Origin of the sequence: Dactylosporangium sp. NPDC000555 (assembly GCF_040300025.1) — a bacterium.
Lineage (GTDB): Bacteria > Actinomycetota > Actinomycetes > Mycobacteriales > Micromonosporaceae > Dactylosporangium.
Window position 1 is genome coordinate 24,450 of sequence record NZ_JBEPDB010000073.1, and the last position, 23,873, is coordinate 48,322.

24 protein-coding genes are annotated in these 23,873 nt (G+C 72.5%); 18 read left to right on the plus strand and 6 right to left on the minus strand.

Annotated features, from left to right (window positions below; genetic code table 11):
- Positions 1-102 precede the first annotated feature (102 nt).
- The gene (locus tag ABT297_RS32590; RefSeq protein WP_350556252.1) at positions 103-684 is read left to right on the plus strand and encodes a TetR/AcrR family transcriptional regulator; all 582 of its coding nucleotides are present in this window, start codon (positions 103-105) and stop codon (positions 682-684) included.
- Between the two features lie 32 nt (positions 685-716).
- Complete coding sequence (gene yidD, locus ABT297_RS32595) at positions 717-1,118, plus strand: membrane protein insertion efficiency factor YidD (protein WP_350556253.1); 402 nt, start codon at positions 717-719, stop codon at positions 1,116-1,118.
- Positions 1,119-1,125: 7 nt separating this feature from the next.
- Here yidD and ABT297_RS32600 read toward each other — a convergent pair whose 3' ends face one another.
- Positions 1,126-1,797: a permease prefix domain 1-containing protein gene (locus ABT297_RS32600; protein ID WP_350556254.1), complete on the minus strand. Its 672-nt coding sequence runs from the start codon at positions 1,795-1,797 to the stop codon at positions 1,126-1,128.
- A gap of 153 nt (positions 1,798-1,950) precedes the next feature.
- Here ABT297_RS32600 and ABT297_RS32605 point away from each other — a divergent pair, with 153 nt between their 5' ends.
- The 5 genes from ABT297_RS32605 to pepN all read left to right on the plus strand — a co-directional run bounded on the left by ABT297_RS32605 (position 1,951) and on the right by pepN (position 9,120).
- Positions 1,951-3,429, plus strand: a complete 1,479-nt coding sequence (locus ABT297_RS32605; RefSeq protein WP_350556255.1) for a multicopper oxidase family protein — start codon at positions 1,951-1,953, stop codon at positions 3,427-3,429.
- A 281-nt stretch (positions 3,430-3,710) separates the two neighbouring features.
- A complete protein-coding gene (locus ABT297_RS32610) occupies positions 3,711-5,108 on the plus strand; it encodes an MFS transporter (RefSeq protein ID WP_350556256.1) in 1,398 nt (465 codons plus the stop codon).
- Positions 5,080-5,742, plus strand: a complete 663-nt coding sequence (locus ABT297_RS32615; RefSeq protein ID WP_350556257.1) for a response regulator — start codon at positions 5,080-5,082, stop codon at positions 5,740-5,742. Before ABT297_RS32610 ends, ABT297_RS32615 begins: the two co-directional genes overlap by 29 nt.
- 71 nt (positions 5,743-5,813) lie before the next feature.
- Entirely contained in the window at positions 5,814-6,479 is a 666-nt protein-coding gene (locus tag ABT297_RS32620) for a DUF2306 domain-containing protein (RefSeq protein WP_350556258.1), read from the plus strand.
- 166 nt (positions 6,480-6,645) lie between these two features.
- Positions 6,646-9,120, plus strand: coding sequence for an aminopeptidase N (pepN, locus tag ABT297_RS32625; protein ID WP_350556259.1), 2,475 nt, complete (start codon positions 6,646-6,648; stop codon positions 9,118-9,120).
- Here pepN and ABT297_RS32630 read toward each other — a convergent pair.
- Entirely contained in the window at positions 9,102-9,485 is a 384-nt protein-coding gene (locus ABT297_RS32630; RefSeq protein ID WP_350556260.1) for a hypothetical protein, read from the minus strand. The two genes, pepN and ABT297_RS32630, sit on opposite strands and share 19 nt — an antisense overlap.
- 358 nt (positions 9,486-9,843) lie before the next feature.
- Positions 9,844-10,182, minus strand: coding sequence for a rhodanese-like domain-containing protein (locus tag ABT297_RS32635; protein WP_350556261.1), 339 nt, complete (start codon positions 10,180-10,182; stop codon positions 9,844-9,846).
- Here ABT297_RS32635 and ABT297_RS32640 point away from each other — a divergent pair.
- Entirely contained in the window at positions 10,181-10,858 is a 678-nt protein-coding gene (locus tag ABT297_RS32640) for a TetR/AcrR family transcriptional regulator (protein ID WP_350556262.1), read from the plus strand. The two genes, ABT297_RS32635 and ABT297_RS32640, sit on opposite strands and share 2 nt — an antisense overlap.
- A 282-nt stretch (positions 10,859-11,140) precedes the next feature.
- Here ABT297_RS32640 and ABT297_RS32645 read toward each other — a convergent pair whose 3' ends face one another.
- Positions 11,141-12,223 (minus strand): glycosyltransferase, encoded by a 1,083-nt coding sequence (locus tag ABT297_RS32645; protein WP_350556263.1) that lies wholly within the window; start codon positions 12,221-12,223, stop codon positions 11,141-11,143.
- A gap of 101 nt (positions 12,224-12,324) precedes the next feature.
- On the opposite strand from ABT297_RS32645, the gene ABT297_RS32650 reads away from it, so the two are divergent.
- Both ABT297_RS32650 and ABT297_RS32655 read left to right on the plus strand, forming a co-directional pair.
- Positions 12,325-12,678: a YciI family protein gene (locus ABT297_RS32650; protein ID WP_350556264.1), complete on the plus strand. Its 354-nt coding sequence runs from the start codon at positions 12,325-12,327 to the stop codon at positions 12,676-12,678.
- A gap of 22 nt (positions 12,679-12,700) precedes the next feature.
- Positions 12,701-13,948, plus strand: a complete 1,248-nt coding sequence (locus ABT297_RS32655) for an RNA polymerase sigma factor (RefSeq protein WP_350556265.1) — start codon at positions 12,701-12,703, stop codon at positions 13,946-13,948.
- Positions 13,949-13,964: 16 nt separating this feature from the next.
- Here ABT297_RS32655 and ABT297_RS32660 read toward each other — a convergent pair whose 3' ends face one another.
- Positions 13,965-14,870: an N-acetylglucosamine kinase gene (locus ABT297_RS32660; RefSeq protein ID WP_350556266.1), complete on the minus strand. Its 906-nt coding sequence runs from the start codon at positions 14,868-14,870 to the stop codon at positions 13,965-13,967.
- A 96-nt stretch (positions 14,871-14,966) separates the two neighbouring features.
- On the opposite strand from ABT297_RS32660, the gene ABT297_RS32665 reads away from it, so the two are divergent.
- From ABT297_RS32665 to ABT297_RS32690, 6 genes are all read left to right on the plus strand, one after another.
- A complete protein-coding gene (locus ABT297_RS32665) occupies positions 14,967-15,884 on the plus strand; it encodes a MurR/RpiR family transcriptional regulator (RefSeq protein ID WP_350556267.1) in 918 nt (305 codons plus the stop codon).
- Positions 15,881-16,633, plus strand: a complete 753-nt coding sequence (locus tag ABT297_RS32670) for a sugar isomerase domain-containing protein (protein WP_350556269.1) — start codon at positions 15,881-15,883, stop codon at positions 16,631-16,633. The genes ABT297_RS32665 and ABT297_RS32670 overlap by 4 nt, the downstream gene beginning before the upstream one ends.
- A gap of 16 nt (positions 16,634-16,649) precedes the next feature.
- Positions 16,650-18,071: an N-acetylglucosamine/diacetylchitobiose ABC transporter substrate-binding protein gene (ngcE, locus tag ABT297_RS32675; protein WP_350556270.1), complete on the plus strand. Its 1,422-nt coding sequence runs from the start codon at positions 16,650-16,652 to the stop codon at positions 18,069-18,071.
- Complete coding sequence (locus ABT297_RS32680) at positions 18,071-18,979, plus strand: carbohydrate ABC transporter permease (protein ID WP_350556271.1); 909 nt, start codon at positions 18,071-18,073, stop codon at positions 18,977-18,979. Before ngcE ends, ABT297_RS32680 begins: the two co-directional genes overlap by 1 nt.
- A gap of 23 nt (positions 18,980-19,002) precedes the next feature.
- The gene (locus ABT297_RS32685) at positions 19,003-19,791 is read left to right on the plus strand and encodes a carbohydrate ABC transporter permease (protein ID WP_350556276.1); all 789 of its coding nucleotides are present in this window, start codon (positions 19,003-19,005) and stop codon (positions 19,789-19,791) included.
- A 70-nt stretch (positions 19,792-19,861) separates the two neighbouring features.
- The gene (locus ABT297_RS32690) at positions 19,862-21,052 is read left to right on the plus strand and encodes a glycosyl hydrolase (RefSeq protein WP_350556272.1); all 1,191 of its coding nucleotides are present in this window, start codon (positions 19,862-19,864) and stop codon (positions 21,050-21,052) included.
- Between the two features lie 65 nt (positions 21,053-21,117).
- Here ABT297_RS32690 and ABT297_RS32695 read toward each other — a convergent pair whose 3' ends face one another.
- Positions 21,118-21,978: a DUF72 domain-containing protein gene (locus ABT297_RS32695; RefSeq protein WP_502885686.1), complete on the minus strand. Its 861-nt coding sequence runs from the start codon at positions 21,976-21,978 to the stop codon at positions 21,118-21,120.
- A gap of 71 nt (positions 21,979-22,049) precedes the next feature.
- Here ABT297_RS32695 and ABT297_RS32700 point away from each other — a divergent pair, with 71 nt between their 5' ends.
- Positions 22,050-22,634 (plus strand): TetR/AcrR family transcriptional regulator, encoded by a 585-nt coding sequence (locus ABT297_RS32700; RefSeq protein ID WP_350556273.1) that lies wholly within the window; start codon positions 22,050-22,052, stop codon positions 22,632-22,634.
- 121 nt (positions 22,635-22,755) lie between these two features.
- Positions 22,756-23,502: an SDR family NAD(P)-dependent oxidoreductase gene (locus ABT297_RS32705; RefSeq protein ID WP_350556274.1), complete on the plus strand. Its 747-nt coding sequence runs from the start codon at positions 22,756-22,758 to the stop codon at positions 23,500-23,502.
- The last annotated feature ends 371 nt before the right edge of the window (positions 23,503-23,873 follow it).

Below are 23,873 nucleotides of genomic sequence, written 5' to 3' on the forward strand. Positions count from 1 at the left end.
CTGGGCAATGATGAGTGCGCGGAACTACGCTTAACGGGAGACGGTCTCCGGTTCCGCTCTTTGGACAATACGGAGACGGTCTCCGCTTAGCAAGGGGGTTGCATGCCGCCCATCGCCAGGCCGCAGCGCGCCGACGCCCGCCGCAACTACGACCGGCTCATCGCCGTGGCGAGCGAGGCCGTCGCCGAGCGGGGCGCGGACGCGTCGCTGGACGACATCGCCAAGCGCGCCGGCGTGGGCCCGGGCACGCTGTACCGCCATTTCCCCACCCGCCAGCACCTGCTGGACGCCGTGTTCCACGAGCGGATCGTGCTGCTGCGCGACGAGGCCGCGCGCCTGGTGGAGGGTGAGCCGGACCCGGTGGCGGCGCTCGAGGCGTGGCTGCGCGCGTTCATCGAGCATTTGCGGCGGTACCGTGGCCTGTCCGACGCCCTCAAGGCGATCTACGACAAGGACGACGAGCTCATGATCGGCGCCCACGACATGCTGCGCTGGTCGGTCGGTACGCTGCTGACCCGCGCCCAGAAGGCCGGCGTCGCCCGCACCGACATCGACGGCAGCGACCTGCTGCGCATCGGCCACGGCGCCGGCATGGTGGTGGAGCCGGGCCCGGCCGGCGACGAGCGCGCAGAGCGCCTGATCCGGTTGCTCATGGACGGGGTCGGAACCACGACCAAAGCTTGATGACCGCGCGATGGCTGCCGAAAATCGCCGCCATGCGAATCAGGGAGATCCGGGCGAACCGGCGGACGCGCCGGCAGGAGCGCCGCCGCCGGCGTGACCGCGACTGCGGGCCCGACTGCGATCTCGACTTCTGCGACTGCGGCCCGTTCATGCTCGGCTCGCTGCTGTCGCTGATGGCGGTCTCGGCGCCGAGCCGCCCGCCGCGCGGCGCCGCCAGCCGTCCGGGCCGCGCCGGGATGGCCGCGATCCGGGGGTACCAGCGCTTCCTCTCCCCGCACCTGCCCACCCGCTGCCGGCAGGTCCCGTCCTGCAGCGACTACGGCCTGCAGGCGGTGCGGCGCTACGGCCTCGTGGAGGGATCCCGGCTGACCGCGGCGCGAATCCGCCGCTGCAACCCCTCGACCCTGCGGGGCACCGTCGACCCGGTGCCGTGATGCCTAGCTAGTCCGTCGTCGAGGCGCGCATGCAGCGCAGGCCGGAGTACGCCATCCAGGCCGGCAGCGTCATCGTGAGCGTCGAGGCGGCGATCGACAGCGGCGAGGTGCCGTCGGTGTGGCCGCTCCACATCGGGCTGAACGCCGACAGCGCGACCCCGCCGAGCACGAAGAAGACGACGACGCCGAGCGCGGCGATGCCGGTGGCGCGCACGAACGCGCGGCCCACGTCCACGTATCGGCTGCCGATGCCGCACGCCACCGCGACGAGCAGGGCGGCGGCCACCACGGCGTAGGCGACGTAGTCGACGGTGTTCGCCAGGATCGCGTAGGCACCGCCGGGCTGCCACGTCCAGCCCGTCGCGGCATGCCGCCAGGCGAGCTCGGAGATCACCGACTGGGTCGCGATCGCGGCGCCGACCAGGATCGCGGTCCGCCGGCCCTGTGCGAGGGCCAGCTCGCGCTGGAACTCGGGGGCCAGGTCGGCGACGGAGCCGAACTCCTCGACCGCCGCGCGCTCGGCCGCGGCGCGGTCCAGGCCGTCGTCCTCGTAGCGGGCCGCGGCGTCGATCAGGCCGTCGCGTGCCTCGGCGACCAGGTCGGCCTTTGCCGCGCGCGGGCCGCGGAGGGCGCCGTGCATGGCGGTGATGTAGGCGTCGATGGGGTCGGCGGTAACCACCGACTCAGTATGACCGCAGGGGCGCGCGGCGCGGTCCGAATAGACCCTGAGGTGGACCCTGAGGTTTCCCCGGGTTGCCGGCTCGGGTCTGGACCCGCGGCGTGAGTAGAAGAGAGTCTACATGTAGTTCAGCTACGTGTAGGAGGAACGATCGTGCGTAAGTGGCTGCTCGGCGGCCTCGGCCTGCTGCTGCTCTGCTGCGGGGGCGGGGTCGCCGCTATCACCTGGTTCTTCGCCCGGCCGCCGCTGGATCAACGGGTGGACTTCACCCGGCCGCTGTCGGTGCCACCGCTGGCCGCGTCGAGCGTCGACGGCGAGGGGCGGCGGGTCTTCGAGCTGCGCGCGCAGCCCGGCGACAGCGACCTCGGGCACGGCTCGACCCGCACGTGGGGATACAACGGCGCCTATCTCGGCCCGACCCTGCGGGCCAAGCGCGGCGAGCGGGTCGTGGTGAACGTGCGCAACGCCCTCGCCGAGCCGACCACGGTGCACTGGCACGGCATGCACCTGCCGGCGAAGGTCGACGGCGGGCCGCACCGCCCGATCCCGGCCGGCGGCTCCTTCCAGGCGGCGTGGACGGTCGATCAACCGGCGGCGACGCTGTGGTACCACCCGCACCCGAGCGAGCGCACCGAGACGCAGGTGTACCGGGGGCTCGCCGGCATGTTCATCGTCGACGACGACGAGCCCGCCCAGCGCGCGCTGCCGCACGACTACGGCGTCGACGACGTGCCGGTCATGGTGCAGGACAAGGACTTCGACGGCGCGCAGCTGAGCATGTCCGGCCGCTTCGGCGGCGACATCGGCGTGCTCGGCGACGAGATCCTGGTCAACGGCACCCCCGGCCCATACCTCGACGTGCGCTCCGAGCTGGTCCGCCTGCGGCTGCTCAACGCCTCCACCGCCCGCGTCTACAACTTCGCCCTCGCCGACAACCGTCCCTTCGCGCTGGTCGGCACCGACGGCGGGCTGATCGACCGGCCGCACATGACCAGCAACGTGCGACTGTCCGTCGGCGAGCGCGCCGAGATCGTGGTGGCGCTCAAGCCGGGCGAGCGGGTGACGCTGCGCAGCGTCCGGCCGCTCGGATCGGACCTGCAGAGCAAGTTCAACGGCGGCCAGGACTCCTTCGACATCCTGCAGCTGCGCGCCGCGGCGACCCTGACCCCGGCGACCCTGCCGCAGGCCCTGGTCGCCACGCCCCGGCTGGACCCGGGCCGGGCCGCGCAGATCCGCACGTTCGAGTTCAAGGGCCGCGAGATCAACGGCCAGGGCATGGACATGGGTCGCGTCGACGCGGTGATCGTCAAGGACACGACCGAGGTGTGGAACGTGTCCAACGGGCACGACACGCCGCACAGCTTCCACATCCACGACGTGCAGTTCCAGGTGCTGTCGGTGGACGGGGCCGCGCCGCCGCCGGAGCTCGGAGGCTGGAAGGACACGATCTTCCTGGAGTCGAAGCGGCAGTACTCGATCATCGCCCGGTTCGCCGACTACGCCGATCCGACCACGGCGTACATGTTCCACTGCCACGTTCTCAAGCATGAGGACGAGGGCATGATGGGGCAGTTCGTGATCGTGGAGAAGGGCGACACGCCTCGATTGCCACACGGGCTGCAACACGACTGAGAGGGTGCCGGGCCCCCCGTGGCGGCGCGGGGCCCGGCACGTCTCGCAAGCGTTCCGTCGTCCCCGTGTGCGTCGTCTTGCGGCGGCGGCAACCCAACGAGAACCGCTCTGTGACCGGCATGACACATCGATGAACGCTCCCATGTCAAGGGATCGACGGATCGAGGTGTCCGGGATCACCGGGTCGTGCCGAGATGCGCGCGGAGCGCGACGGGGAGGTCTCTCTCGGTACCCGTCCGCGGACTTGACCTCAAGTGTTGTTGAGGTGCGAGGTTGCGGTCGTGGAGAACGAGGACAGACGTACGCTCACCGTCGGCATGGTGACCCTGGTCACGCTCGTGGCCTTCGAGGCGGTGGCGGTCACCGCGGCCATGCCGTCCGTGGCCCGGGCCCTGGACGCGCACGGGGACGCCCTGGCCCTGTACGGCTTCGCCTTCGGCGGCGCCCTGGCCACCAGTGTGGTCGGGATGGTCCTGGCCGGCGCGTGGAGCGACCGCGCCGGCCCGGGCCGCCCGGCGGCGGCCGGCGTCGCGCTGTTCTGCGCGGGGCTGCTGATCGCCGGGATGGCGCCGAACATGTGGGCGCTCGTGGCCGGGCGGCTGGTGCAGGGCTTCGGCGGCGGGCTCGTCAACGTGGCGCTGTTCGTGGTGGTGGGACGGGCCTATCCCGTGGAGTCCCACGCCCGGGTGTTCTCGGCGCTCGCCGCGGCCTGGGTGCTGCCGGCGATCGCGGGGCCGGCGGTGGCGGGCGTCATCGTGCAGTACGTCGGCTGGCGCTGGGTCTTCCTGCTCGTCGTCCTCGCCGCGGTGCCGTCAATGCTGCTCATCTGGCCGCGCGTGCGCACGGTCGGCGGCGTCGCGCCCGATGCCGCGAGGACCTCGACGAACAAGCGGTTCCTGCTGTCGGCCGGCACCGCGGCCGGCGTGCTCGCGCTGTACGTCGGCGGGCAGCGGTTCTCACCCCAGGGGCTGGCGGTGCTCGCCGCCGGCCTCGTCGTCGCGCTCGTGTGCGGCTCGCGCCTGCTGCCGGCCGGCAGCCTCGCCGCCGCCCGCGGCCTGCCGAGCGTGGTGCTGCTGCGCGGCCTGGCCGGCGCCGCGTTCGTGCAGGCCGATGTCTTCATCCCGCTGATGCTCACCCGCGAGCGTGGCCTGAGCCCCGCGCTCGCCGGCCTCACCGTGACCGCCGGCGCGCTGTTCTGGTCGGCCGGCTCATGGGTCCAGGCGCGGCAGGCGCAGCGGCTGTCGGACGCCGCCCGGCTGCGGCTCGGGGCGGCCGGCATCGCGGCCGGCGTGCTGTCCGCGATGTCCGTCGCGTTCGCGGGCGTACCGGTGGCCGTCGTCGTCGCCGGCTGGTGCCTCGGCGGATTCGGCATGGGCCTGGCCGCCCCGGCCACGGCGACGCTCGTCCTGCGCTACTCCGCCCCGTCCGAGCAGGGCGTGAACAGCTCCGCGCTGCAGGTCGCCGACGCGCTGCTGACCACCGTCGCGCTCGCCATCGGCGGCTCCCTCTTCGCCGCGCTCGTCGATGCCGGCCCGGCGGCATATCTCGCCGCGTTCGGCGTCGCGCTCGTCCCCGCGCTCGCCGGGGTTCTCGTCGCCGGTCGTACTTTCGGCGGATCTGGGGGTGCCATCCCGCCCGTAGCATTGGCCGGTGACCGTGCGGGTGCTGGTCGCGGATGACCAGGAGATCGTCCGCACCGGGCTGACGATGATCCTCAACGCGCAGCCCGGCATCGAGGTGGTCGGCGAGGCCGCCAACGGGCGGCGCGCCGTCGAACTGGCCCGCCGCCTGCGCCCCGACGTGTGCCTGGTCGACGTGCGCATGCCCGGCATGGACGGGCTGGAGGCGACCCGGCAACTGGCCGGCCCGGCCGTCGAGGATCCGATCGCCGTCGTGGTCATCACCACGTTCGACCTCGACGAGTACGTGTACGCCGCCCTGCGCGCCGGCGCGCGAGGCTTCCTGCTCAAGGACGCCGGCCCCGCCCTGCTCGCCCAGGCCGTGCATGCCGCCGCGAACGGCGACGCGCTCATCGCGCCGAGCGTCACGACCCGCCTGCTGCGGGCGTTCGCCGACACCGGACCGTCCGCGCCGCCCCGCCAGCCGGTCGAGCCCCTGACCGACCGCGAGGAGCAGGTCCTGGCCCGGGTGGCGCGGGGCCGCACGAACAACGAGATCGCCGACGAGCTGTTCATTACGCTGAGCACGGTCAAGACCCACGTCACCGCGCTGATGCTCAAGCTGGGCGTGCGCAACCGGGTGGAGATCGCGATGTGGGCGTACGAGACGAATCGCGTCCGACCGGGCACCTGAACTTTGGTGCGGCCCGGCTGCGGCCCAAGTTCCGATGAGCCGCGCCGGTTTCGGTCTCACCATCGGTGCTCATGACGACCGTCACCGCTCCGCAGCGCGGCCACAGGCGCCGCGACTGGCCCATCATCGCCGGCCTGCTCCTGCTGGCATTCGTCCCGTCCGCGGCCGGCGGCCTTCGCGTGGCCGAGCTCACCGGCGGCGCCGAGCGCACCCCCGGCAACGCCCGCTTCGTCGACATGCCGGTCCCGGTGATCATCCACATCATCGGCGCGGTGACCTTCGCCGTGCTCGGCGCGTTTCAGCTCGCGCCGGGCCTGCGCGCCCGGCACCGCCGCTGGCACCGGGCGGCGGGCCGGGTGCTGGTGGTGTGCGGCCTGGCCGTGGCCGCCTCCGGCCTGTGGATGACCGCGTTCTACCCGCTGCCAACGACCGACAACACCGCGCTCAGCGTCTTCCGGTACGTCTTCGGCACCGCCATGTTCGCCGCACTGGTTCTGGGCTTCCTGGCCGCGCGCCGCCGCGACTTCCGCGCACACCGCGCCTGGATGCTGCGCGGCTACGCGATCGGCATGGGCGCCGGCACCCAGGCGCTGACGAGCGTGCCGCTGTTCATCGCGCTGGACGAGGCCGACCCGCGCTACACCCCGTGGCGCGCCGTGGCCCTGCTGGCGGGCTGGCTCGTCAACCTCGGCGTCGCCGAGTGGATCATTCGTTCAGGCCGGCGTCGCGGGCGATGACGATGGCCTGGGCGCGGTCGGCGACCCGCAGCTGATCGCAGTGGTCATGCCCGTACGGTCCCGGCGTCCCGACCCGGGCCGCACCGCTGCCGCGTCCCGAGTGCCCGGGAACAATGTCCCGGATCGCTGTTCCGGGGGTCATGGTTCGGGCGGGTACCGTGCTGACATGCCGAGTCTGACCCGCGCCGAGGCGGCCCGCCGCGCGCGGCTGCTGCGCGTGCACTCCTACGCCGTCGATCTGGACCTCACGGGCGACGAGGAGTTCGTGTCCCGGACCGTGGTCGAGTTCGGCTGTGCCGAGCCCGGGGCGGGCACGTTCGCCGAGATCAAGGGCGGGCGGATCGTCAGGGCGGAGCTCAACGGGGCGGCGCTGGACGGCGTCGGCCGCGACGACAACCGGCTGGCGCTCACCGGTCTGGCGGGCGAGAACCGGCTCGAGGTCGAGTTCGTCGCGCCGTACTCGCGCGGCGGCGAGGGGCTGCACCGGTTCGTCGATCCCGAGGACGGCGAGGTCTACCTGTACGGGCATGCGCCGCTCGACGACGCGCAGCGGATCTTCGCCTGTTTCGACCAGCCGGACCTCAAGGCCCCGATCGCGCTCACCGTGCTGGCGCCGCAGCGGTGGACGGTGCGGGGCAACGCGCCGCTGCGGGCGGGCCTGACCGGGAGCGCAGGCGGACGGTGGGAGTTCGAGGCCACGCCGCCGCTGTCGACGTACCTCTTCAGCCTCGTCGCCGGCCCCTGGCACGTGCTGGAGCGCGAGCACGACGGCATCCCGCTCGGCCTGCTGTGCCGGCGCAGCCTGGCGCCCTACCTCGACGCCGACGCCGGCGAGCTGTTCGGCGCGACCGCGGCGAGCTTCGATCGCTACCACGAGCTCTTCGGAGTGCGGTACCCGTTCGGCGCGTACGACCAGGCATTCGTCCCCGAGTTCTCCGGCGGCGCCGTCGAGAACCCGGGGCTGGTGACCTACCGGGAGGAGTTCCTGTTCCGCGCCCGGGCCACCGACAGTGAGCGGCACCGCCGGTTCGTGGTGATGGCCCACGAGATGGCGCACATGTGGTTCGGCGACTTCGTCACGCTGCGCTGGTGGGACGACGTCTGGCTCAACGAGGCGTTCGCGGAGTACATGGGCTGGCGGGTAGCGGCCGAGACCGGCCGGCACCCGGACGCCGCGGCCGACTTCGCGATCTGGCGGGAGCGCTGGGGCTACCTCGCCGACCAGCGTCCCTCGACGCACGCGGTCGCCCCCGACGGCGTCGCCGACACCGCGGTCGCGCTGCAGAACTTCGACGGGATCTCGTACGCCAAGGGCGCCGCCGTGCTGCGCCAGCTCGCCGCGCACGTCGGCGACGACGCGTTCCTCGCGGGGCTGCGGGAGTACTTCCGGCGGTACCGCTTCGGCAACGCCTCCCTGACCGACCTGCTGGCGGTGCTCGGCGCCGCGGCCGGCCGCGACCTCACCGGCTGGGCCGAGCTCTGGCTGCGCAGCAGTGGCGTCAACACCCTGCGGCCGGTGCCCTCGCGCGCCGCCGGCCTCGCGGTGGAGCAGACCGGCCGCCCGCTGCGACCGCACCGCCTCACGGTCTCCGCCTACGCTTCGGACGGTTCGGTACTGCGCGTGCCGTTCACCATCGACGGCACGCACGCGACGATCCCGGGCCTGGCCGCCGCCCCGGCCGGCACCGTGCTGCTGCTCAACGACGGCGACGAAACCTACGCCAAGATCCGCTTCGACCCCTTCGGTCGCGCAGCCCTGCCCGCCGTCCTGCCCGACCTCGACGACCCGCTCGCCCGTGCGGTGGTCTGGACCGGCGTCATCGACGGCGTCCGCGACGGCGAACTGCCCGCCGCCGAGTTCCTCGCGCTGCTGGTGGCCGCGCTGCCCACCGAGCGGCAGGAGGGCGTCTTCGACGAGGTCCTCGCCTTCGCCCGCGACGCCCTCGCGCGGCGCGGCCTCGTCCCGTTCGGCCCGCTCGCCGAGGTCTGCGCGGGCGCGCTCGCCAGTGCCGCGCCGGGGACCGGCCGGCAGCTCGCGACGGCCCGGGCGCTCGTCAGCGTCGCGGGTCTCGGCGACGTACCGATGCTGCGGGCTTGGCTCGACGGTCCCGGCGCGCCGGACGGCCTCGTCGTCGACGCGGACCTGCGCTGGTCGCTGCTGCTGCGCCTGGTCGCGCTCGGTGCCGCGGGCGAGGCGGAGATCGCCGCCGGGGAGCGCCTGGACCCGAGCGCGAAGGGGGTGGAGCGGGCGGTCGCGTGCCGGGCCGCGCTCCCGTCGGCGGAGGCGAAGGCTCGCGCCTGGCAGGCCCTCGTCCACGACCCGAACCCGCGCCTCGCCGTGGCGAACGCGGGGGCGTTCCGTCAGCCCGGCCAGGAGGCGCTGACGGACGCCTACGTGGAGCGCTACTTCGCCGATCTCCCGGCCATGCTGGAGGGCCGCCACCCGCTCGCGGCGCTGCAGGTCGTCCGGCTGGCTTTCCCGCTGTACAGTGGGCGGGCCCTGGGGTTGGCCGAAAGCATGCTGGCCCGCACGGACCTGGACCCGCGCCTGCGCCGGGAACTCTCCGACGCCGCTAACGAACTGCGCCGCTGGCCCGCTTCTGGAGTTGCGGCGGGCGGAGGTCAAGCGGTCGGCGCGTGATTCACCTCGTCGAGGAGCGCCTGCAACTGGTCTCGACATCGCAGCAGCAGCCCGGCGATCTCGTCGAACGTCGCCGCGTTCACGCGGCCGCTCTCGAACCACATTGCCCGCAGGGCCGTTTGGCTTTGCGTCAAGTACATCGCGGCGGCCTCGACCAATCCGATGAACTGCGCACGATGCTCCGGAGGCGCGAACTGGACCGACCCGCGCGCGGCCCGCAACGACTCGCCGGGAAGAACGAACACCGCCGCGGGATCGCCGCCTGCCTGATCGGCGCCGATCCAGGCAAGGAGATATTCCAATTCGGTCGCGGCCAAAGTCAGCCTGCCGACCGCCAGCACCGTCGCATCGGTTAGCCGCTGCATCGGCTCACCGTATCGGACTCGACCCGACTTCGAGGTCTCCCTTTGTGATGTCGATCAATCGGTCGGCTTCCGGCCATCGCCGCTGAGAGCCTGTCAGGCGTCGTTCGTGGCGGTGCCGCCGCCCGACGCGGCTCTCAGCCGAGAGTCAGTCCGCGCAGTCCTAGCCGGGCCAGCTCCATGGACTCCTCCGCCGTGACGGAGGCGCGACCGGTTGTCTTGCGTGCGTCTGCGGACATCGACGCAGTGCGGTCCGCGCCGGTCGGCTGCGGATCATGGGCCGGCTCGGAGGCTGTCGATGGCGCCGGTCAGGCGGGAACGCCGGGGATGGGACTGGGCGTTCCCGCCTGTCTGGGGTGGATCAGCCGGTGAGTTGGCCGGATTCGGTGGGTAGGCCGGCTGCCACCCAGTCCTCGATGCCCTCGCGGTACTTGCGCACGTTGGTGTAGCCGAGGGCGATGAGCTTGTCGGCCACTCGTTGACTGTTCGGGCAGGCCGGGTTGGAGCAGTAGGTCACGATCGGGGCGGCCCGCTCCGGCAGAAGCGAGCCGGCGAGCTCCGCAACGTCGTTCTCGACGAGCGGGATGGCGCCGGGCAGGTGCTGCTTGGCGTAGTAGTAGCCACCGAGCGCGTCAACCACGGTGACGACGCCGGCCTTGATCTCGGTATGCAGCTGTTCGCGGTCGATGAGGGTGGTCATGGCAGCCTCCAAGAAATCGGACTATAGTCCGGTTGTGCCTCAAGACATTACCGGACTGCGGTCCGGTTCTGCTAGTCCGATCGATGAGCTGCTGATGTTGCGCACCTCACCACCCACCGAGCGGGCCGATGCGGCCCGCAACCGGGCCGTCGTGCTGGACGCGGCGGCTGCGCTCTTCCGCCAGCACGGCGTCGATGCGGTGTCCATGGACGCGATCGCCGCTGCCGCGGGAGTCGGCAAGGGCACGCTGTTTCGCCGGTTCGGGGACAAAGCCGGACTGGCCGTCGCGCTGCTTGACGAACAGGAACGCACCCTGCAGGAGTCGATCCTGTTCGGCTCGGCGCCGCTGGGACCGGGGAAACCCGATGATGACCCGACCCCGCGTGAACGGCTCCGGGCGTTCGTGGCCGCTTACCTCGACTACCTGCTGGCCCACCTGCCGCTGGTACGAATGTCGGAGACCGCTTCACCTGGCGCGCGCTACCGGATCGGTGCATACCGCTTCTGGCACCGTCACGTCTCACTACTACTGTCCGGCCGCGCCGATCCGCAGGCAGACGCACACACCCTGCTCGCCGCGCTCGCCGCCGAACACGTCCACGCTGTAGCTGCCGAACTGGGCCACACCCGGGTGCGCCGCGCCATATTGGACCTCGTCGACGCTCTTACCGCCTGAATCTGCTCAGTCGGTATGTTGTCTACACGCTTACTGGGCGTCCTCCGATCGAGTTGGTTCGGCCGAGCACACGCGCGTCGCTGGGAGGAGTTCTGCGCCTGACCGGCGCCATCGACAGCCCCTGAGCCGGCCCGTGATAGCCATCGCCGACGGACGAGGCCGTCTGGGAGACCTTGAGTGGGTCGCGCGTCGATCGGCGGCCGGGTTGGAGCTCCACGCTATAGCGGCGCGCCATGTTGGACCTCGTCGTCGCGCTTACCGAGCAGCCGGCGGCGAGGAGGGTCAGCGCAAGGCCTCCAGCAGGGGGAGTACCTCCGCTGGTGCGGGCATGGCGGCGACCTCGGCGCGTAGGGCTTGCGCCGCCTCGCGGTAGGAGGGCTGCCACAGCACCGCCCGCAGAGCCTCGGCGGCCTCGGTCGGCGTGCTGTCCACCGCGTCCAGCGCGACGCCGATGCCGAGCGCCTCGCAGCGGTCCGCGTTGGCCGGCTGGTCGGCGCCCATCGGCACGAGCACCATCGGCAGCCCATGCGCCAGCGCGCCCACCACCGTGCCCGAGCCCGCGTGCGAGACGACCGCCGAGCAGCGTGGCAGCAGGTCGGCCTGCGGGATGTACCGCTCGACGCGCACGTTCGGCGGTTGCGGGCCCAGCTCGGCCGGGGCGATCCCGCCGCCGACGGTGACGACGAGCGATATCGGCAGGTCGCGCAGGCCGCCGAGGAAGCGCGCGAAGAGGTCGCCCGACTCGGTGTTGAAGATCGTGCCGAGCGTGAAGTAGACGGTCGGCGGGGTGGTCGGCGCGGGCGGGACGAGCGGCATCGGGCGCATCGGCTTCGCGCCGGGGCTGGCCCGGAAGCTCGCCGGCACCGGGGAGATCACCAGGTGGCGGTCGAGCATCGCCAGCGATGGGTCGGCGGGCAGGCCGTGGGCGGCCCGGGTCTTGTCGAGGAGTTCGGCGAGGCCGTCGGGGCGGCCGAACGTGCCGGCGGCGAGCACCACGACCGAGGCGTGCGGGATGCCCAGCGCCTCGGCGGCGATCATGCTGCCGAAGTCGGTCTCGTCGCAGACGATGACGTCGGGGCGCCAGCGCTGTGCAACTTCCCTGGTGGCGGCTGCGCGCTCGCGGGCGATCCAGCCGCCGAAGCCGTCGCGGAACTCGCGCTCCTCGCGGTCGCGGTCGACGCGGAGCAGCGGGCGGCGCTCGCCGTCCGGCTCGTCGCCGCCGGGGAAGCCCTCGAAGGGCTTGGGGAGCAGGGCCGGTCTGCCCGTGAACGCGACGGTGTGGCCGCGGGCCGCGGCGGCGTCGGCGAGCGGGAGCAGGGGCTGGAGGTGGCCGTTGCCACCCGCGAACGCGAACAGGACGCGCATCGAAAATTCCTCTCCGGAGTTTGTCGAAGACGGCGGGCGCCGCTCGACGCGGTAGTGAAGGCTGAGCAACGGTCAGCCACCATACCGAGAGGAACACGACGATGCGGTACATGCTGATGCACAAGCTCGACGACTCGAACGCCGCGCTGTGGCAGGCGACGCCCGAGGACTTCGCGGCGGTCGGGGCGTACATGGAGGAGGTCAGCAAGGCCGGGGTGCTGCTCGCGGCGGAGGGGCTGCTGCCCAGCTCGGGCGGGGCGGCCGTCATCACGAAGAAGGACGGGCAGACCACCGTGGTCGACGGGCCGTTCGCCGAGGCCAAGGAGGTTATCGGCGGTTTCGCCATCCTGCAGGTGCGCGACCAGGCCGAGGCGGTCGAGTGGGCCACGCGCTTCGCCGCGCTGTTCAACCACGACATCGAGGTCGAGGTGCGCAGGGTCGCCGAGTTCGAGTAGCCGGGCGCACTATGTTGGGCCCGTGAGTACGGGTACCGACGCGAAAAGTGCTGTCGAGGCGGTCTGGCGGATCGAGGCGGCGCGGGTGATCGCCGGCGTCGCCCGGCTCGTCGGCGACGTCGGCCTCGCCGAGGAACTGGCGCAGGACGCCCTGGTGGCGGCGCTCGAGCAGTGGCCGTCCGAGGGTGTTCCGCGCAATCCCGGCGCCTGGCTGACGACCACGGCCAAGCGCCGCGCGATCGACACCATCCGCCGCCGGCAGGTGCTGCAGCGGCACCTGCCGGCGCTGGCGGTGGACGAGCACACGGACGCCTCGGAGTTCGACGCGGTACTCGAACAGGACCCCATCGAGGACGACCTCCTCCGGCTGATCTTCACCGCCTGCCACCCCGTGCTCAAGCCCGAGGCCCGGGTGGCGCTGACCCTGCGCATGCTCGGCGGCCTGTCCACCGACGAGATCGCGCGGGCCTTCCTCGTGCCGGACGCGACGGTGGGCCAGCGCATCAGCCGCGCGAAGAAGTCGCTCGCCGACGCGAAGGTGCCCTTCGAGCTGCCCACCGGGCCGGCCCGCGCCGAGCGGCTCTCCTCGGTGCTGGAGGTCATCTATCTGATCTTCAACGAGGGGTACTCCGCGACGGCCGGCGACGACTGGATGCGCCCGGCCCTGTGCGAGGAGGCGATGCGCCTCGGCCGGATCCTGGCCGGGCTGATGCCGGCCGAGGCGGAGGTGCACGGCCTGATCGCCCTGCTGGAGATCCAGGCGTCCCGCTCGGCCGCGCGCTGCGGCCCGGACGGCGAGCCCGTCATGCTGCTGGAGCAGGATCGCCGCCGCTGGGACCGGCTGCTCGTCGGTCGCGGCCTGGCCGCCCTCGCCCGCGCCGAGGAGCTGGGCGGCGGCACGTACACGCTGCAGGCCGCGATCGCCGCCTGCCACGCGCGGGCGCGCACCGCCGAGGAGACCGACTGGGCGCGCATCGCCGAGCTCTACGCCCGGCTCGCAGCCCTGGCCCCGTCGCCGATCGTCGAGCTCAACCGCGCGGTCGCGGTGTCGATGGCCGACGGACCCGAGGCCGGCCTGGCGGTGCTCGATCCGCTGCTGGAGGAGCCGTCGCTGCGGGGGTACCACCTGCTGCCCTCGGTCCGCGGCGACTTCCTCTTCCGTCTCGGCCGCCACGCGGAGGCCCGCGCCGAGTTCGAGCGCGCCGCCGCGATGACCCGCAACGAGCGCGAGCGCACGCTCCTGCTCACCCGCGCCGAGGCCTGCGTTTGAGTGGTTGAGACAGGCGCTACGAGTGCGCGGCGTCGCGGCCCCTCGCGGCGAGGCGGGCGGCACCCAGCGCGGGGTCGCCCGCCGTGCCCGGCGTCGTGCCGCGGGCCTCGAGGGTCGCGAGGACCCCGCGGCGCACCGGCGTGTCGGCGACCAGCAGTCCGCCGGCGAGCACCACCGGGGCGGCCGGCGCCGCGAGCGAGTCCAGCGTCGCGACCAGCCGCGCGGCCGCGTCGGCGACGATCGCTCGGGCGTCCGGGTCGCCCGCGTCGGCCAGCTCGCAGACCAGCGGGGCCAGGGCGCCGAACGGCGGCAGGGCGCCCGCCCAGCGGACCAGGTCGTAGCGTGTCGCGACGCCCGCGTGCGCGGCCACCTCGCGGGCCAGGGGAGCGGACCAGCGGTGCGCGGCCAGCCGGGTCGCCTGTAGCCCCAGCCACACCCCCGAGCCCTCGTCGCCGAGCAGCCAGCCGAGCCCGTCGGCGACCCGGGTGACCTCCAGGCCCTCGACGAGGGCGGCGACCGCGCCCGTCCCGGCGATGAGCACCGCCCCCGACGGCCAGCTGCCGCCCGCGGCGAACGCCGTCACCGCGTCGCCGACCACCGCCATCTCGCAGCGCAGGCCCAGCGACCGCCACTCGGCGGCGAACGCGGCGGCGACCGCCGGGTCCGTCAGGGCACTGACCCCCGCGACCCCGACCACGCCGGCGACGACGGAGGCGGGGTCCAGGGTGCCGAGCGCCGACCGCAGCGCCGACCCGATGGCGCGTGCGGCCGGCGGTCCGCCGGCCGACGGGTTGCCCGGGCCGGCGGTCCCGCGGCCGAGCACGACGCCCGACACGTCCGTGACCACGGCCCTCGACGCGGTGCCGCCCGCGTCTATGCCCACCACCACGGAGCCCGCCGCCGGGCCCACCACGTCAGCCATGGCGTCGATGGAAGCATAGAAAATGCTTATTGACTAGAAGTTCAAGTGGTCGTAATTTTCATCGCCAAGACGACACGATGAAAAGGATGACCGAACGTGACGGGTGAGAGTGGCGGGCTGCTCGGGCGGCTGCGCATCGAGGGGCCGACGATGCCGGACGCCCTGGCGAAGATCGCCGAGACGATCCTGGGCGATCCGGAGACGGCGGCGCACGCGAGCATCGTCGACCTCGCCGAGCGCTCCGGCACCTCGACGGCCACCGTCACACGGTTCAGCCGCACGCTCGGCTTCAAGGGATACGCGAACCTCCGGGTGGCGATCGCGACCGAGACCGGGCGGGCCGAGCAGGCCCGCTGGGAGACCGACATCAGCGGGGACATCGCGCCGGAGGACCCGCTCGGCGACGTCCTCGGGGTGATCACCGCGGCGGACACCAGGGCGATCCAGGCGACCGCGGCCGGGCTGGACGTCGGCGCGGTCGAGCGGGTCGCCGAGGCGATCGCCGGCGCCGGGCGGGTGGAGATCTTCGGGCTCGGCTCCAGCGGCACCGCGGGCCGGGAGATGGCCTTCCGTCTCGAGCGCATCCGGGTCCCGGTGTGGTATCGCTCGGACAGTCACACCGCGCTCACCAACGCGGCGCTGCTGGGCCCGGGCGACGTCGCCATCGGGCTGTCGCACTCCGGCCGGACGCGCGAGGTGATCGAGACCCTCGCCGAGGCCGCCGACCACGGGGCGATGACGGTGGCGGTGACGTCGTTCGGGCGCACGCCGCTGGCCGAGGTGGCCGACGTCGTGTTCACCACCTCGGTCCACGAGACCACCTTCCGGGTCGCGGCCCTTTCCGCGCTGCACTCGCAGCTACTGGTCCTGGACCTCATCTACGTCGCGGTGGCGCAGCGCACCTATGAGCGCACCGCCGAGGCCCTCGAGCTCACCGTGCGCGCTGTCGACGCGCACCGGGTGCCCGATACGACCAACAACCGCAAGCGACCACGGAGGGACAAACCGCTGTGACCATCAGCAGTGCCGACTACGTCGAGGTGATCCGCGCCGCGATCGAGCGCGTGGGGACCACCCAGGGCGACAAGGTGGCGCACGCCGCCGACCTGATGACCGCGACGGTGCGGGCGGGCGGGGTGATCCAGGCGTTCGGCTGCGGGCACTCCGAGGCGCTCGCCATGGAGATCGCCGGCCGGGCCGGCGGCCTGGTGCCGACCAACCGCATCGCGCTGCGCGACATCGTGCTCTACGGCGGCGACCCCGTCAGCGCCCTGGCCGACCCGCGGCTGGAGCGCACGCCGAGCGTCGCGCACCGGCTCTACGACCTCGCCCCCGTCAAGCCCGACGACACGTTCGTCATCGCCTCCAACTCCGGCGTCAACGGCGCCGTGGTGGAGATGGCTCAGCTGGTCAAGCAGCGGGGCCACGCGCTCATCGCGATCACGTCGCTGCAGCACTCCTCGCGCGTGGACTCGCGGCACGAGAGCGGCCTGAAACTCGGCGACCTCGCCGACGTGGTGCTCGACAACGGTGCGCCCTACGGCGACGCGTCGCTGCCGCTGCCCGGCGGTGGCGCGGTCGGGGCCGTCTCCTCGATCACCGCGGCGCTGCTGGCGCAGCAGATCGTTACCGAGGTGGTGGCGCGCCTGCTGGCGCTCGGCATCACGCCGCCGGTCTACCTGTCCGACAACGTGCCAGGCGGACGGGAGCACAACGCAGCACTCGAGGCGCGGTACGCCGGGCGCATCCGGCGTACCGCATAAAGGGAGAGAGCCCGTCATGAACCCCTCACCTTCCGTGTCAACCTATCCCAGCCGGCGCGCCGTCCTGCAAACCGTCCTCGGGGCCGCCGTCGCGACGCCGCTGCTCGGCGCCTGTGTGACCAGCGGCGGCAACGACGACAAGCCGGCCGCGAACACCGGGGCGAAGAGCGCGGACAACCCGCTCGGCGTCAAGGACGACGCCCCGCTCGAGGTCGTCGTCTTCAAGGGCGGCTACGGCGACGACTACGCCAAGCACGCCGAGGAGCTCTACAAGTCCAGGTACCCGAAGGCGCCGATCGAGCACAAGGGCATCCAGAAGGTGGGCGAGGCCCTGCAGCCGCGCTTCGTCGCCAACACGCCCCCGGACGTGGTCGACAACACCGGCGCCGGCCGGCTGGACCTCGCCACCCTGGTCGGGGCCAGGCAGCTGACCGACCTGGCCGAGCTGCTCGACGCGCCCTCGTTCGACGACCCGAACACCAAGGTGCGCGACACGCTGCTGCCGGGCGTGGTCGACGACGGCACCTTCGACAAGTCGGTCCTGGTGCTGAACTTCACCTACACGGTGTGGGGCCTGTGGTACTCCAAGCCGCTGTTTGCGAGCAAGGGCTGGACCTACCCGAAGACCTGGGACGAGATGCTCACGCTCTGCGCCACCATCAAGGCGGCCGGCGTCGCGCCGTGGACCTACCAGGGCAAGTATCCGGAGTACATCAACGACCCGCTGCTGAGCATGGCGGCCAAGACCGGCGGCGTGGACCTCGTCAAGGCCGTGGACAACCTGGAGCCCAACGCGTGGAAGGCCGACGGGCTCAAGGCCGCCGCGGAGGCGTTCGCGGAGCTGGCCGGCAAGGGCTACATCATGAGCGGCTCGGAGGCGCTGTCGCACACCGAGGCGCAGGCCGCCTGGTGCCAGGGCAAGGCCGCGTTCATCCCGAGCGGCTCGTGGCTGGAGAGCGAGCAGAAGGACGTCGCGCCCAAGGGCTTCGACATGGTGATGGGGGCCGTGCCGTCGCGTACGGCGAGCGACAAGATGGGCGCGGCCGCGGTGCAGGCGGCCAGCTCCGAGTCGTTCCTGGTGCCGGCGAAGGCGAAGAACCCCGCCGGCGGGATGGAGTACCTGCGGATCCTGTTCTCGAAGCAGTCGGCGAAGGCGTTCGCGCAGAGCGCGGGCACGCTGCCGTCGGTGGCCGGGGCCACCGACGGGCTGACCCTCTCCAGCGGCCTGGGCTCGACCCGCGACGCGGTCACCGCGGCCGGCAAGGAGGCCTTCACCTACCGCTTCCGCACCTGGTACGCGCCGCTGGCCAAGGCCGTCGACGACGCGACCGGCGAGCTGGTGAACAAGCGCGCCACGCCCGCCGAGTGGGCCGAGCGCATCCAGAAGGCCGCCGACGCGCTCGCGAAGGACTCCAGCGTCAAGAAGTACACCCGCTGATGAAGCACGGTCGGCTCCGGTTCCTGTTCGGTGCGCTCGTGCCGGCCCTGGTGCTACACGTGGTCTTCGTGCTGTCGCCGTACGCGCAGGCGTTCTACCTCTCGCTCACCGACTGGACCGGCGTGGCCGGCGAGGCGCACTTCGTCGGGGTGGGCAACTACGCCCGCCTCGGCGGCGACTCCCTGTTCCTCGACGCGGTGCGCAACAACGCCGTCATGCTCGTGGTGGTGCCGCTGGCCACGATCGCCCTTGGCCTGTTCCTGGCGAGCATGCTGCACCTGGGCGGCCGTGACGGCCGCAAGGGCATCGCGGGCTCCCGCGTCTACCAGATCGTGTACTTCTTCCCGCAGCTGCTGTCGCTGGTCGTCATCGCGGTGCTGTGGCAGTTCATCTACAACCCGAACAACGGCCTGCTCAACGCGGTGCTGCGCGGGGCCGGGCTGTCCTCGCTCGCCCGCAGCTGGCTGGCCGAGCCGTCCCTGGCGCTGCCGGCCGTGATGGCAGTGCTGGTCTGGTCGTCGGTCGGGTTCTACATGGTGCTGTTCAGCGCGGCGATCGAATCGATCCCGAGGGAGCTGTTCGAGGCGGCCATGCTGGACGGCGCGAGCGGCTGGGCCACCTTCAGCCGGGTCACGTTGCCGCTGGTGCGCGACACCGTGCAGGTGGCGTTCGTGTACCTCGGGATCGCGGCCCTGGACGGGTTCGCCATCGTGCAGGTCATGACCGTCGGACCGGGCGGGCCGGACGGCGCCACCGAGGTGATCGGGCTGTCGCTCTACCGCAACGCCTTCACCTTCGGCAGGTTCGGCTACGCCTCGGCGATGGGGGTCGCGCTGTTCTTCGCGACGCTGACGCTGGCCGTCCTCGCGCTGCGGGCGGGCCGCAAGGAGAGGACCGAACTCGCGTGAAACGGGTCCTTCCCCACCTGGCGATGCTCTGCTGGGGCGTGGTCACCGCGCTGCCGCTGCTGTGGGCGGTGCTCAGCTCGTTCAAGACCGACGAGCAGATCCTCAACAACCCCTGGTCGGTGCCGACGACGCCGCACTTCGAGAACTGGTCGCGCGCCTGGAGCCAGGCCGACATCGGCCGGTACTTCCTCAACAGCCTCGTCGTCGTGGGCGGCGCGCTGCTGCTGACCATGCTGCTGGGCTCGCTGGTGGCGTACACGCTGGCGCGGTACGACTTCCGCGGCAACCGGATCGTCTACTACACGTTCGTCGTGGCCATGTTCTTCCCGGTGTTCCTGGCCCTCGTGCCGCTGTTCTTCGTGGTGCAGCAGCTGCACCTGCTCGGCACGTACCAGGGGCTGATCCTGGTGTACGCCGCCTATGCGTTGCCGTTCACCGTGTTCTTCCTGCACTCGTTCTTCCGCACGCTGCCCGGCGAGGTGGCCGAGGCCGCGTTCATGGACGGCTGCTCGCACGCCGGGGTGTTCTTCCGCGTCATGCTGCCGATGGCCCGGCCGGGCCTGGTTGCCATCGGCATCTTCAATTTCCTCGGGCTGTGGAACCAGTACCTGCTGCCGCTGGTTCTCAATCCCGACCCGGACCGGTACGTCCTGGCGCAGGGCCTGGCCTCCCTGTCGGTCAGCCAGGGCTACCGCAGCGACTGGAGCGGACTGTTCGCCGGCCTCACGATCGCCATGCTGCCGGTGCTCGCCGCCTACGTCGCCTTCCAACGCCACATCCGAGCCGGTATGACCGCCGGCGCGGTCAAGTAACTCCCCCCATCCCCTCGCAATTGGGAGGACTCCGCTCATGTCAATCGGTAAACGTCGATCTTTGGCGGCTGTGTCCGGCATCGCGCTCGTCGGCGCGATCGGCGCGGCCGCCATCACCGCGGCGACGGTCGGCACCGCCAGCGCCGCCGCGAACAACTGCGGATACCTGTTCGACGACTTCAACTACAGCTCGTCCGCGGACCCGGCGCTGACCGCGCACGGGTGGGTGCCGCGCACCTACTCCGGCGGCCCGGGCGTGCCCGGCGCCACCTGGTCGGCCAACAGCATCTCCTTCCCGACCAATGGCGGTCAGAAGGTCATGCAGCTGACCGCGTCCACGGACGGCACCGGCGGGGGAACCAACCAGGCCGAGCTCTACAGCAGCCAGAAGCGGTACCTCGAGGGCACCTACGCCAGCCGGATCCGCTTCACCGACACGCCGCAGAGCGGCAACGACGGCGACCATATCAACGAGACGTTCTTCACGATCAGCCCGCTCAACGGCGATCTCGACCCGACCTACAGCGAGCTGGACTTCTCGGAGTACCTGCCCAACGGCGGGTGGGGCGAGACCGGGCCGATCAACTACCAGACGACCTGGTACACGTACCGCAACGAACCGTGGTACGCCGACAACGTGCACTCGGAGCAGCGGCAGAGCCTCGACGGCTGGCACGACCTGGTCGCCACCGTCTCCGACGGTCACGTCATCTACTACATCGACGGCCGGCAGGTCGGCGACCACTCCGGCAAGTTCTACCCGCGCCAGACGATGACCATCAACTGGAACCTGTGGTTCATCGACACCGCGGCGCACACCGGCGGCCTGAGCACCTACATCCAGCAGGTCGACTGGGTCCTGTACGCGAAGAACCAGGTCCTCACCCCGAGCCAGGCGACGGCCCAGGCGGCCGCCTACCGCAGCGCGGGCAACACGTTCACCGACACGGTGGACTCGTCCGGCCCGTGCGTGACCCCGTCCGGCTCCGCGTCGCCGTCGACCTCGGCGTCGCCGTCCAGTTCCCCGTCGGCGTCGCCGTCGGTGTCCAACCCGCCGGCCACCGACTGCTCCACCGCTCCCGAGTGGTCGATCAGCGCGGCGTACCCGGCCGGCCAGACGGTCAAGCACGAGAAGAGCGCCAACGGCGACCCGAACGGCCCGCCATCGGGCCAGGGCAAGCACCTGTGGCGCGCCAAGTGGTGGACCCAGGGCTCCGAGCCCGGCTGGACCGCCAACTGGGAAGACCTCGGCCACTGCTGAGTCCGCGGTAACCCCGACCGGGCCGGCGCCCCTCACCCGGGGCGCCGGCCCCTTCGCGGATCGGTTCAGAAGAGCGTCAGCGGCTCGATCGGCTCCGGGTCGGGCAGTGGCGGGAGACCGGGCACGCGGGCGCGTACCTCGTCGTGGAAGCGGCGAGCCAGCTCCGGCGCGTCGGCGTTGTCCGGGGTGTGGATGAAGACCGTCGGCGAGCGGCCCTCGAGCAGCCACGCCGCGGTGACGCCCACCCAGCGCCGCCAGCCCTCGACGGTCCGCGCGGGATCGTCGCGGCCGAGGTACCGGACGATCGGATGGCCGGTCAGCGCCTCCTCGCGCAGCGGCGTGCGCGGCTTCTTGGTCCAGGCGTCGCGCTCCGCGTCGCTGGTCGGCGGGGTCTGGAAGAACGAGGTCGTGTCGAACGGGACCCACTCGGCCGCGGCGGCGGTGAGGACCGCCTCGAGCTCCCGCGTCGCCCGCGCGTCGGCGAAGAAGGCGGGGTGGCGGACCTCCACGGCGTAGCGGTACGACGCCGGGAGCCGGCGCAGGAAGGCGGACAGCGCGGGCACATCCGCCGGGGCGAATGAGCCCGGCAGCTGGATCCACAGTGCGTGGGCGCGCGGCCCCAGCGGCTCGATCGCGTGCAGGAAGGCGCGCAGTTCCTCCTCGGCCCCGGCCAGCCGGTGCTCGTGCGTGACGGCCCTCGGCAGCTTGGGCAGGAGGCGGAAGGCCGGATCGGTCTGCTGCGCCCACGAGGCCGCGGTCTCGCGGGACGGGGTCGCGTAGAACGTCGTGTTGCCCTCGACCGCGTTGCACCAGCCCGCATAGGCTCGCAGGCGTTCGCCCGCCGGCAGCGGGTGCGCCACGAAGCGGCCCTGCCAGGCCTTGAGGGTCCACATCGCGCAGCCGACGTGGAGCGGCGGTGGGGTCACGGTGTCGTCTCCGGGGTGCTGGTCGGTAGGCTGAATGTTCGGAGCGGCGCTCCGGATCGGAGGGTACGGCGGTGGGCGAGGCGGTGCGCGCGGACGCGCGGCGAAACTACGAGCTCGTGCTCGCCGCGGCGCGGGAGGCCTTCGCCGAACACGGTACCGAGGCCTCGCTGCGCGACGTCGCGCGGCGGGCCGGGGTCGGCATCGGGACCCTGTACCGGCACTTCCCGACCCGCGAGGCGCTGCTCGAGGCGCTGATGCGCGACGGGTTCGACCGTCTTCGCGAGGAGGCGGTCCAGTTGTACTCCGCCGCCGACGCCCGTTCCGCTCTGGTCGAGTGGCTGGGGCGCATGGCGAGCGGCTCGAGCGAGTACCGGGGGCTGCCCGAGTCGGTGCTCGCGGCGCTGCACGACGAGGGGTCGCCGCTGCACGAGTCGTGCGCCGCGATGCGGGCGGCCGGGGCGCGGCTGCTGGAGCGGGCGCAGGCGGCCGGCGAGGTGCGCGCCGACGTCACCCCCAACGAGCTGATCGCGCTGGCCGGCGGGGTCGCCTGGGCCAGTGAACGCTCGGTTGAGCGGTCCGGCGACGGGTCGAAAGAAGGCCCCGCGCTGCTTCGCCGGCTGCTCGCGCTCGCCGTCGAGGGCATCTCACCGCGTTAGCGCCTGGTTCATCTTGCGCGGGATGCTGCCAGGCGGAATCTGGCCCGCCGCAGCCCCGCCTCAGTCATGAACCAGGCGCTAGCCTTGCTCCGTGTGAGCCAGACGACACGGGGGAGGCGTCGTGGCACGGATCGTGGTGGTCGGCGGTGGCGGGACAGGCATCGGGCGCGCGGTCGCGCGGCGGTTCCGCCAAGAGGGTGATGAGGTAGTCGTCGTCGGCCGGCGCGCGGAGGCGCTCGACGTCGCCGCCAGGGAGATCGATGCGGTACCCGTGGTGGCCGATCTCGCCGAGCCGGAGGGCGCCCTGCGCGTGGCCGACGAGGTCGAGCGCCGATACGGCCGCGTGGACGTGCTCGTCAACAATGCCGAACTGAGCCCGCCGGACGGCCTGCCACAGGGCGATGGCCGCGCCGGCGCGGTGGCGTGGGCGGCGTGGCACTGGACCGCGAGCTTCCGCGCCAACGTCCTGACCGCGGCGCTGTTCACCGAGGCCCTGCGCGACCTGCTGTCCCGCGACTCGCGGGTCGTGCTGGTCAGCTCGATCGCGGCGATGCGAGGTTCGAGCTCGGGCTCCTACACGGCGGGGAAGGCCGCGCTGCACCCGTATGCGATCGACCTGGCCGGCTCGCTGGGCCGCCTGGGCGCAACCGTGAACGTGGTGGCCCCCGGCCTCATCGACGAGACGGAGTTCCTCGCCGGCCGCGTGAGCGACGAGCGCCGCGACACGCCGGCCGGCCGGACACCGAACGGCCGGGCCGACTCGGTGGAGGACGTCGTAGCCACGGTGCTCTGGCTGGCGTCGCCGTCGGCCGGCCACGTGACGGGCCAGATCATCCAGGTCAACGCCGGCGCCGACCCCGGCCGCTGACGGCGCCCGCGCCACCACCTTGCGCACGGCGTCGTGATCGTGCCGCGGGGTGGCGCGGTCTTCGGCCTGCTGGGGTGCCCGCGCCCGCTGCGTTGCGCATGGCGTCGGTCTCGGTGGTGCCGTGCTCGTGGCGTGGGGTTGCGCGGTTCCTGGGCCTGCTGGGGTGCCCGCGCCCACCACCGCAACGCCTCGGCGAGGGTGTCCCGAGCCTCGCGCTGTCGCGGCTGGGCCCGGTGGCGGCCGCTGAGGGCTCGTGGAGCGGTCCTGCCGTCTGTCGGCGCGCTGACCCGCGGACACGCGCGCAGCGCCCGCAGACGCCCGCAGACGCGCGCGGCGGGGCCGGCGGCGGCGGGGACACCACGGGCGTCGCC

Excerpts from the sequence above, each read along its gene's own strand:
- ABT297_RS32590 (WP_350556252.1), top strand. The coding sequence starts at position 103 with ATGCCGCCCATCGCCAGGCCGCAGCGCGCCGACGCCCGCCGCAACTAC.
- yidD (WP_350556253.1), top strand. The coding sequence starts at position 717 with ATGCGAATCAGGGAGATCCGGGCGAACCGGCGGACGCGCCGGCAGGAG.
- ABT297_RS32620 (WP_350556258.1), top strand. The coding sequence starts at position 5,814 with ATGACGACCGTCACCGCTCCGCAGCGCGGCCACAGGCGCCGCGACTGG.
- pepN (WP_350556259.1), top strand. The coding sequence starts at position 6,646 with ATGCCGAGTCTGACCCGCGCCGAGGCGGCCCGCCGCGCGCGGCTGCTG.
- ABT297_RS32630 (WP_350556260.1), bottom strand. The coding sequence starts at position 9,485 with ATGCAGCGGCTAACCGATGCGACGGTGCTGGCGGTCGGCAGGCTGACT.
- ABT297_RS32640 (WP_350556262.1), top strand. The coding sequence starts at position 10,181 with ATGGCAGCCTCCAAGAAATCGGACTATAGTCCGGTTGTGCCTCAAGAC.
- ABT297_RS32635 (WP_350556261.1), bottom strand. The coding sequence starts at position 10,182 with ATGACCACCCTCATCGACCGCGAACAGCTGCATACCGAGATCAAGGCC.
- ABT297_RS32645 (WP_350556263.1), bottom strand. The coding sequence starts at position 12,223 with ATGCGCGTCCTGTTCGCGTTCGCGGGTGGCAACGGCCACCTCCAGCCC.
- ABT297_RS32650 (WP_350556264.1), top strand. The coding sequence starts at position 12,325 with ATGCGGTACATGCTGATGCACAAGCTCGACGACTCGAACGCCGCGCTG.
- ABT297_RS32660 (WP_350556266.1), bottom strand. The coding sequence starts at position 14,870 with ATGGCTGACGTGGTGGGCCCGGCGGCGGGCTCCGTGGTGGTGGGCATA.
- ngcE (WP_350556270.1), top strand. The coding sequence starts at position 16,650 with ATGAACCCCTCACCTTCCGTGTCAACCTATCCCAGCCGGCGCGCCGTC.
- ABT297_RS32680 (WP_350556271.1), top strand. The coding sequence starts at position 18,071 with ATGAAGCACGGTCGGCTCCGGTTCCTGTTCGGTGCGCTCGTGCCGGCC.
- ABT297_RS32685 (WP_350556276.1), top strand. The coding sequence starts at position 19,003 with ATGCTCTGCTGGGGCGTGGTCACCGCGCTGCCGCTGCTGTGGGCGGTG.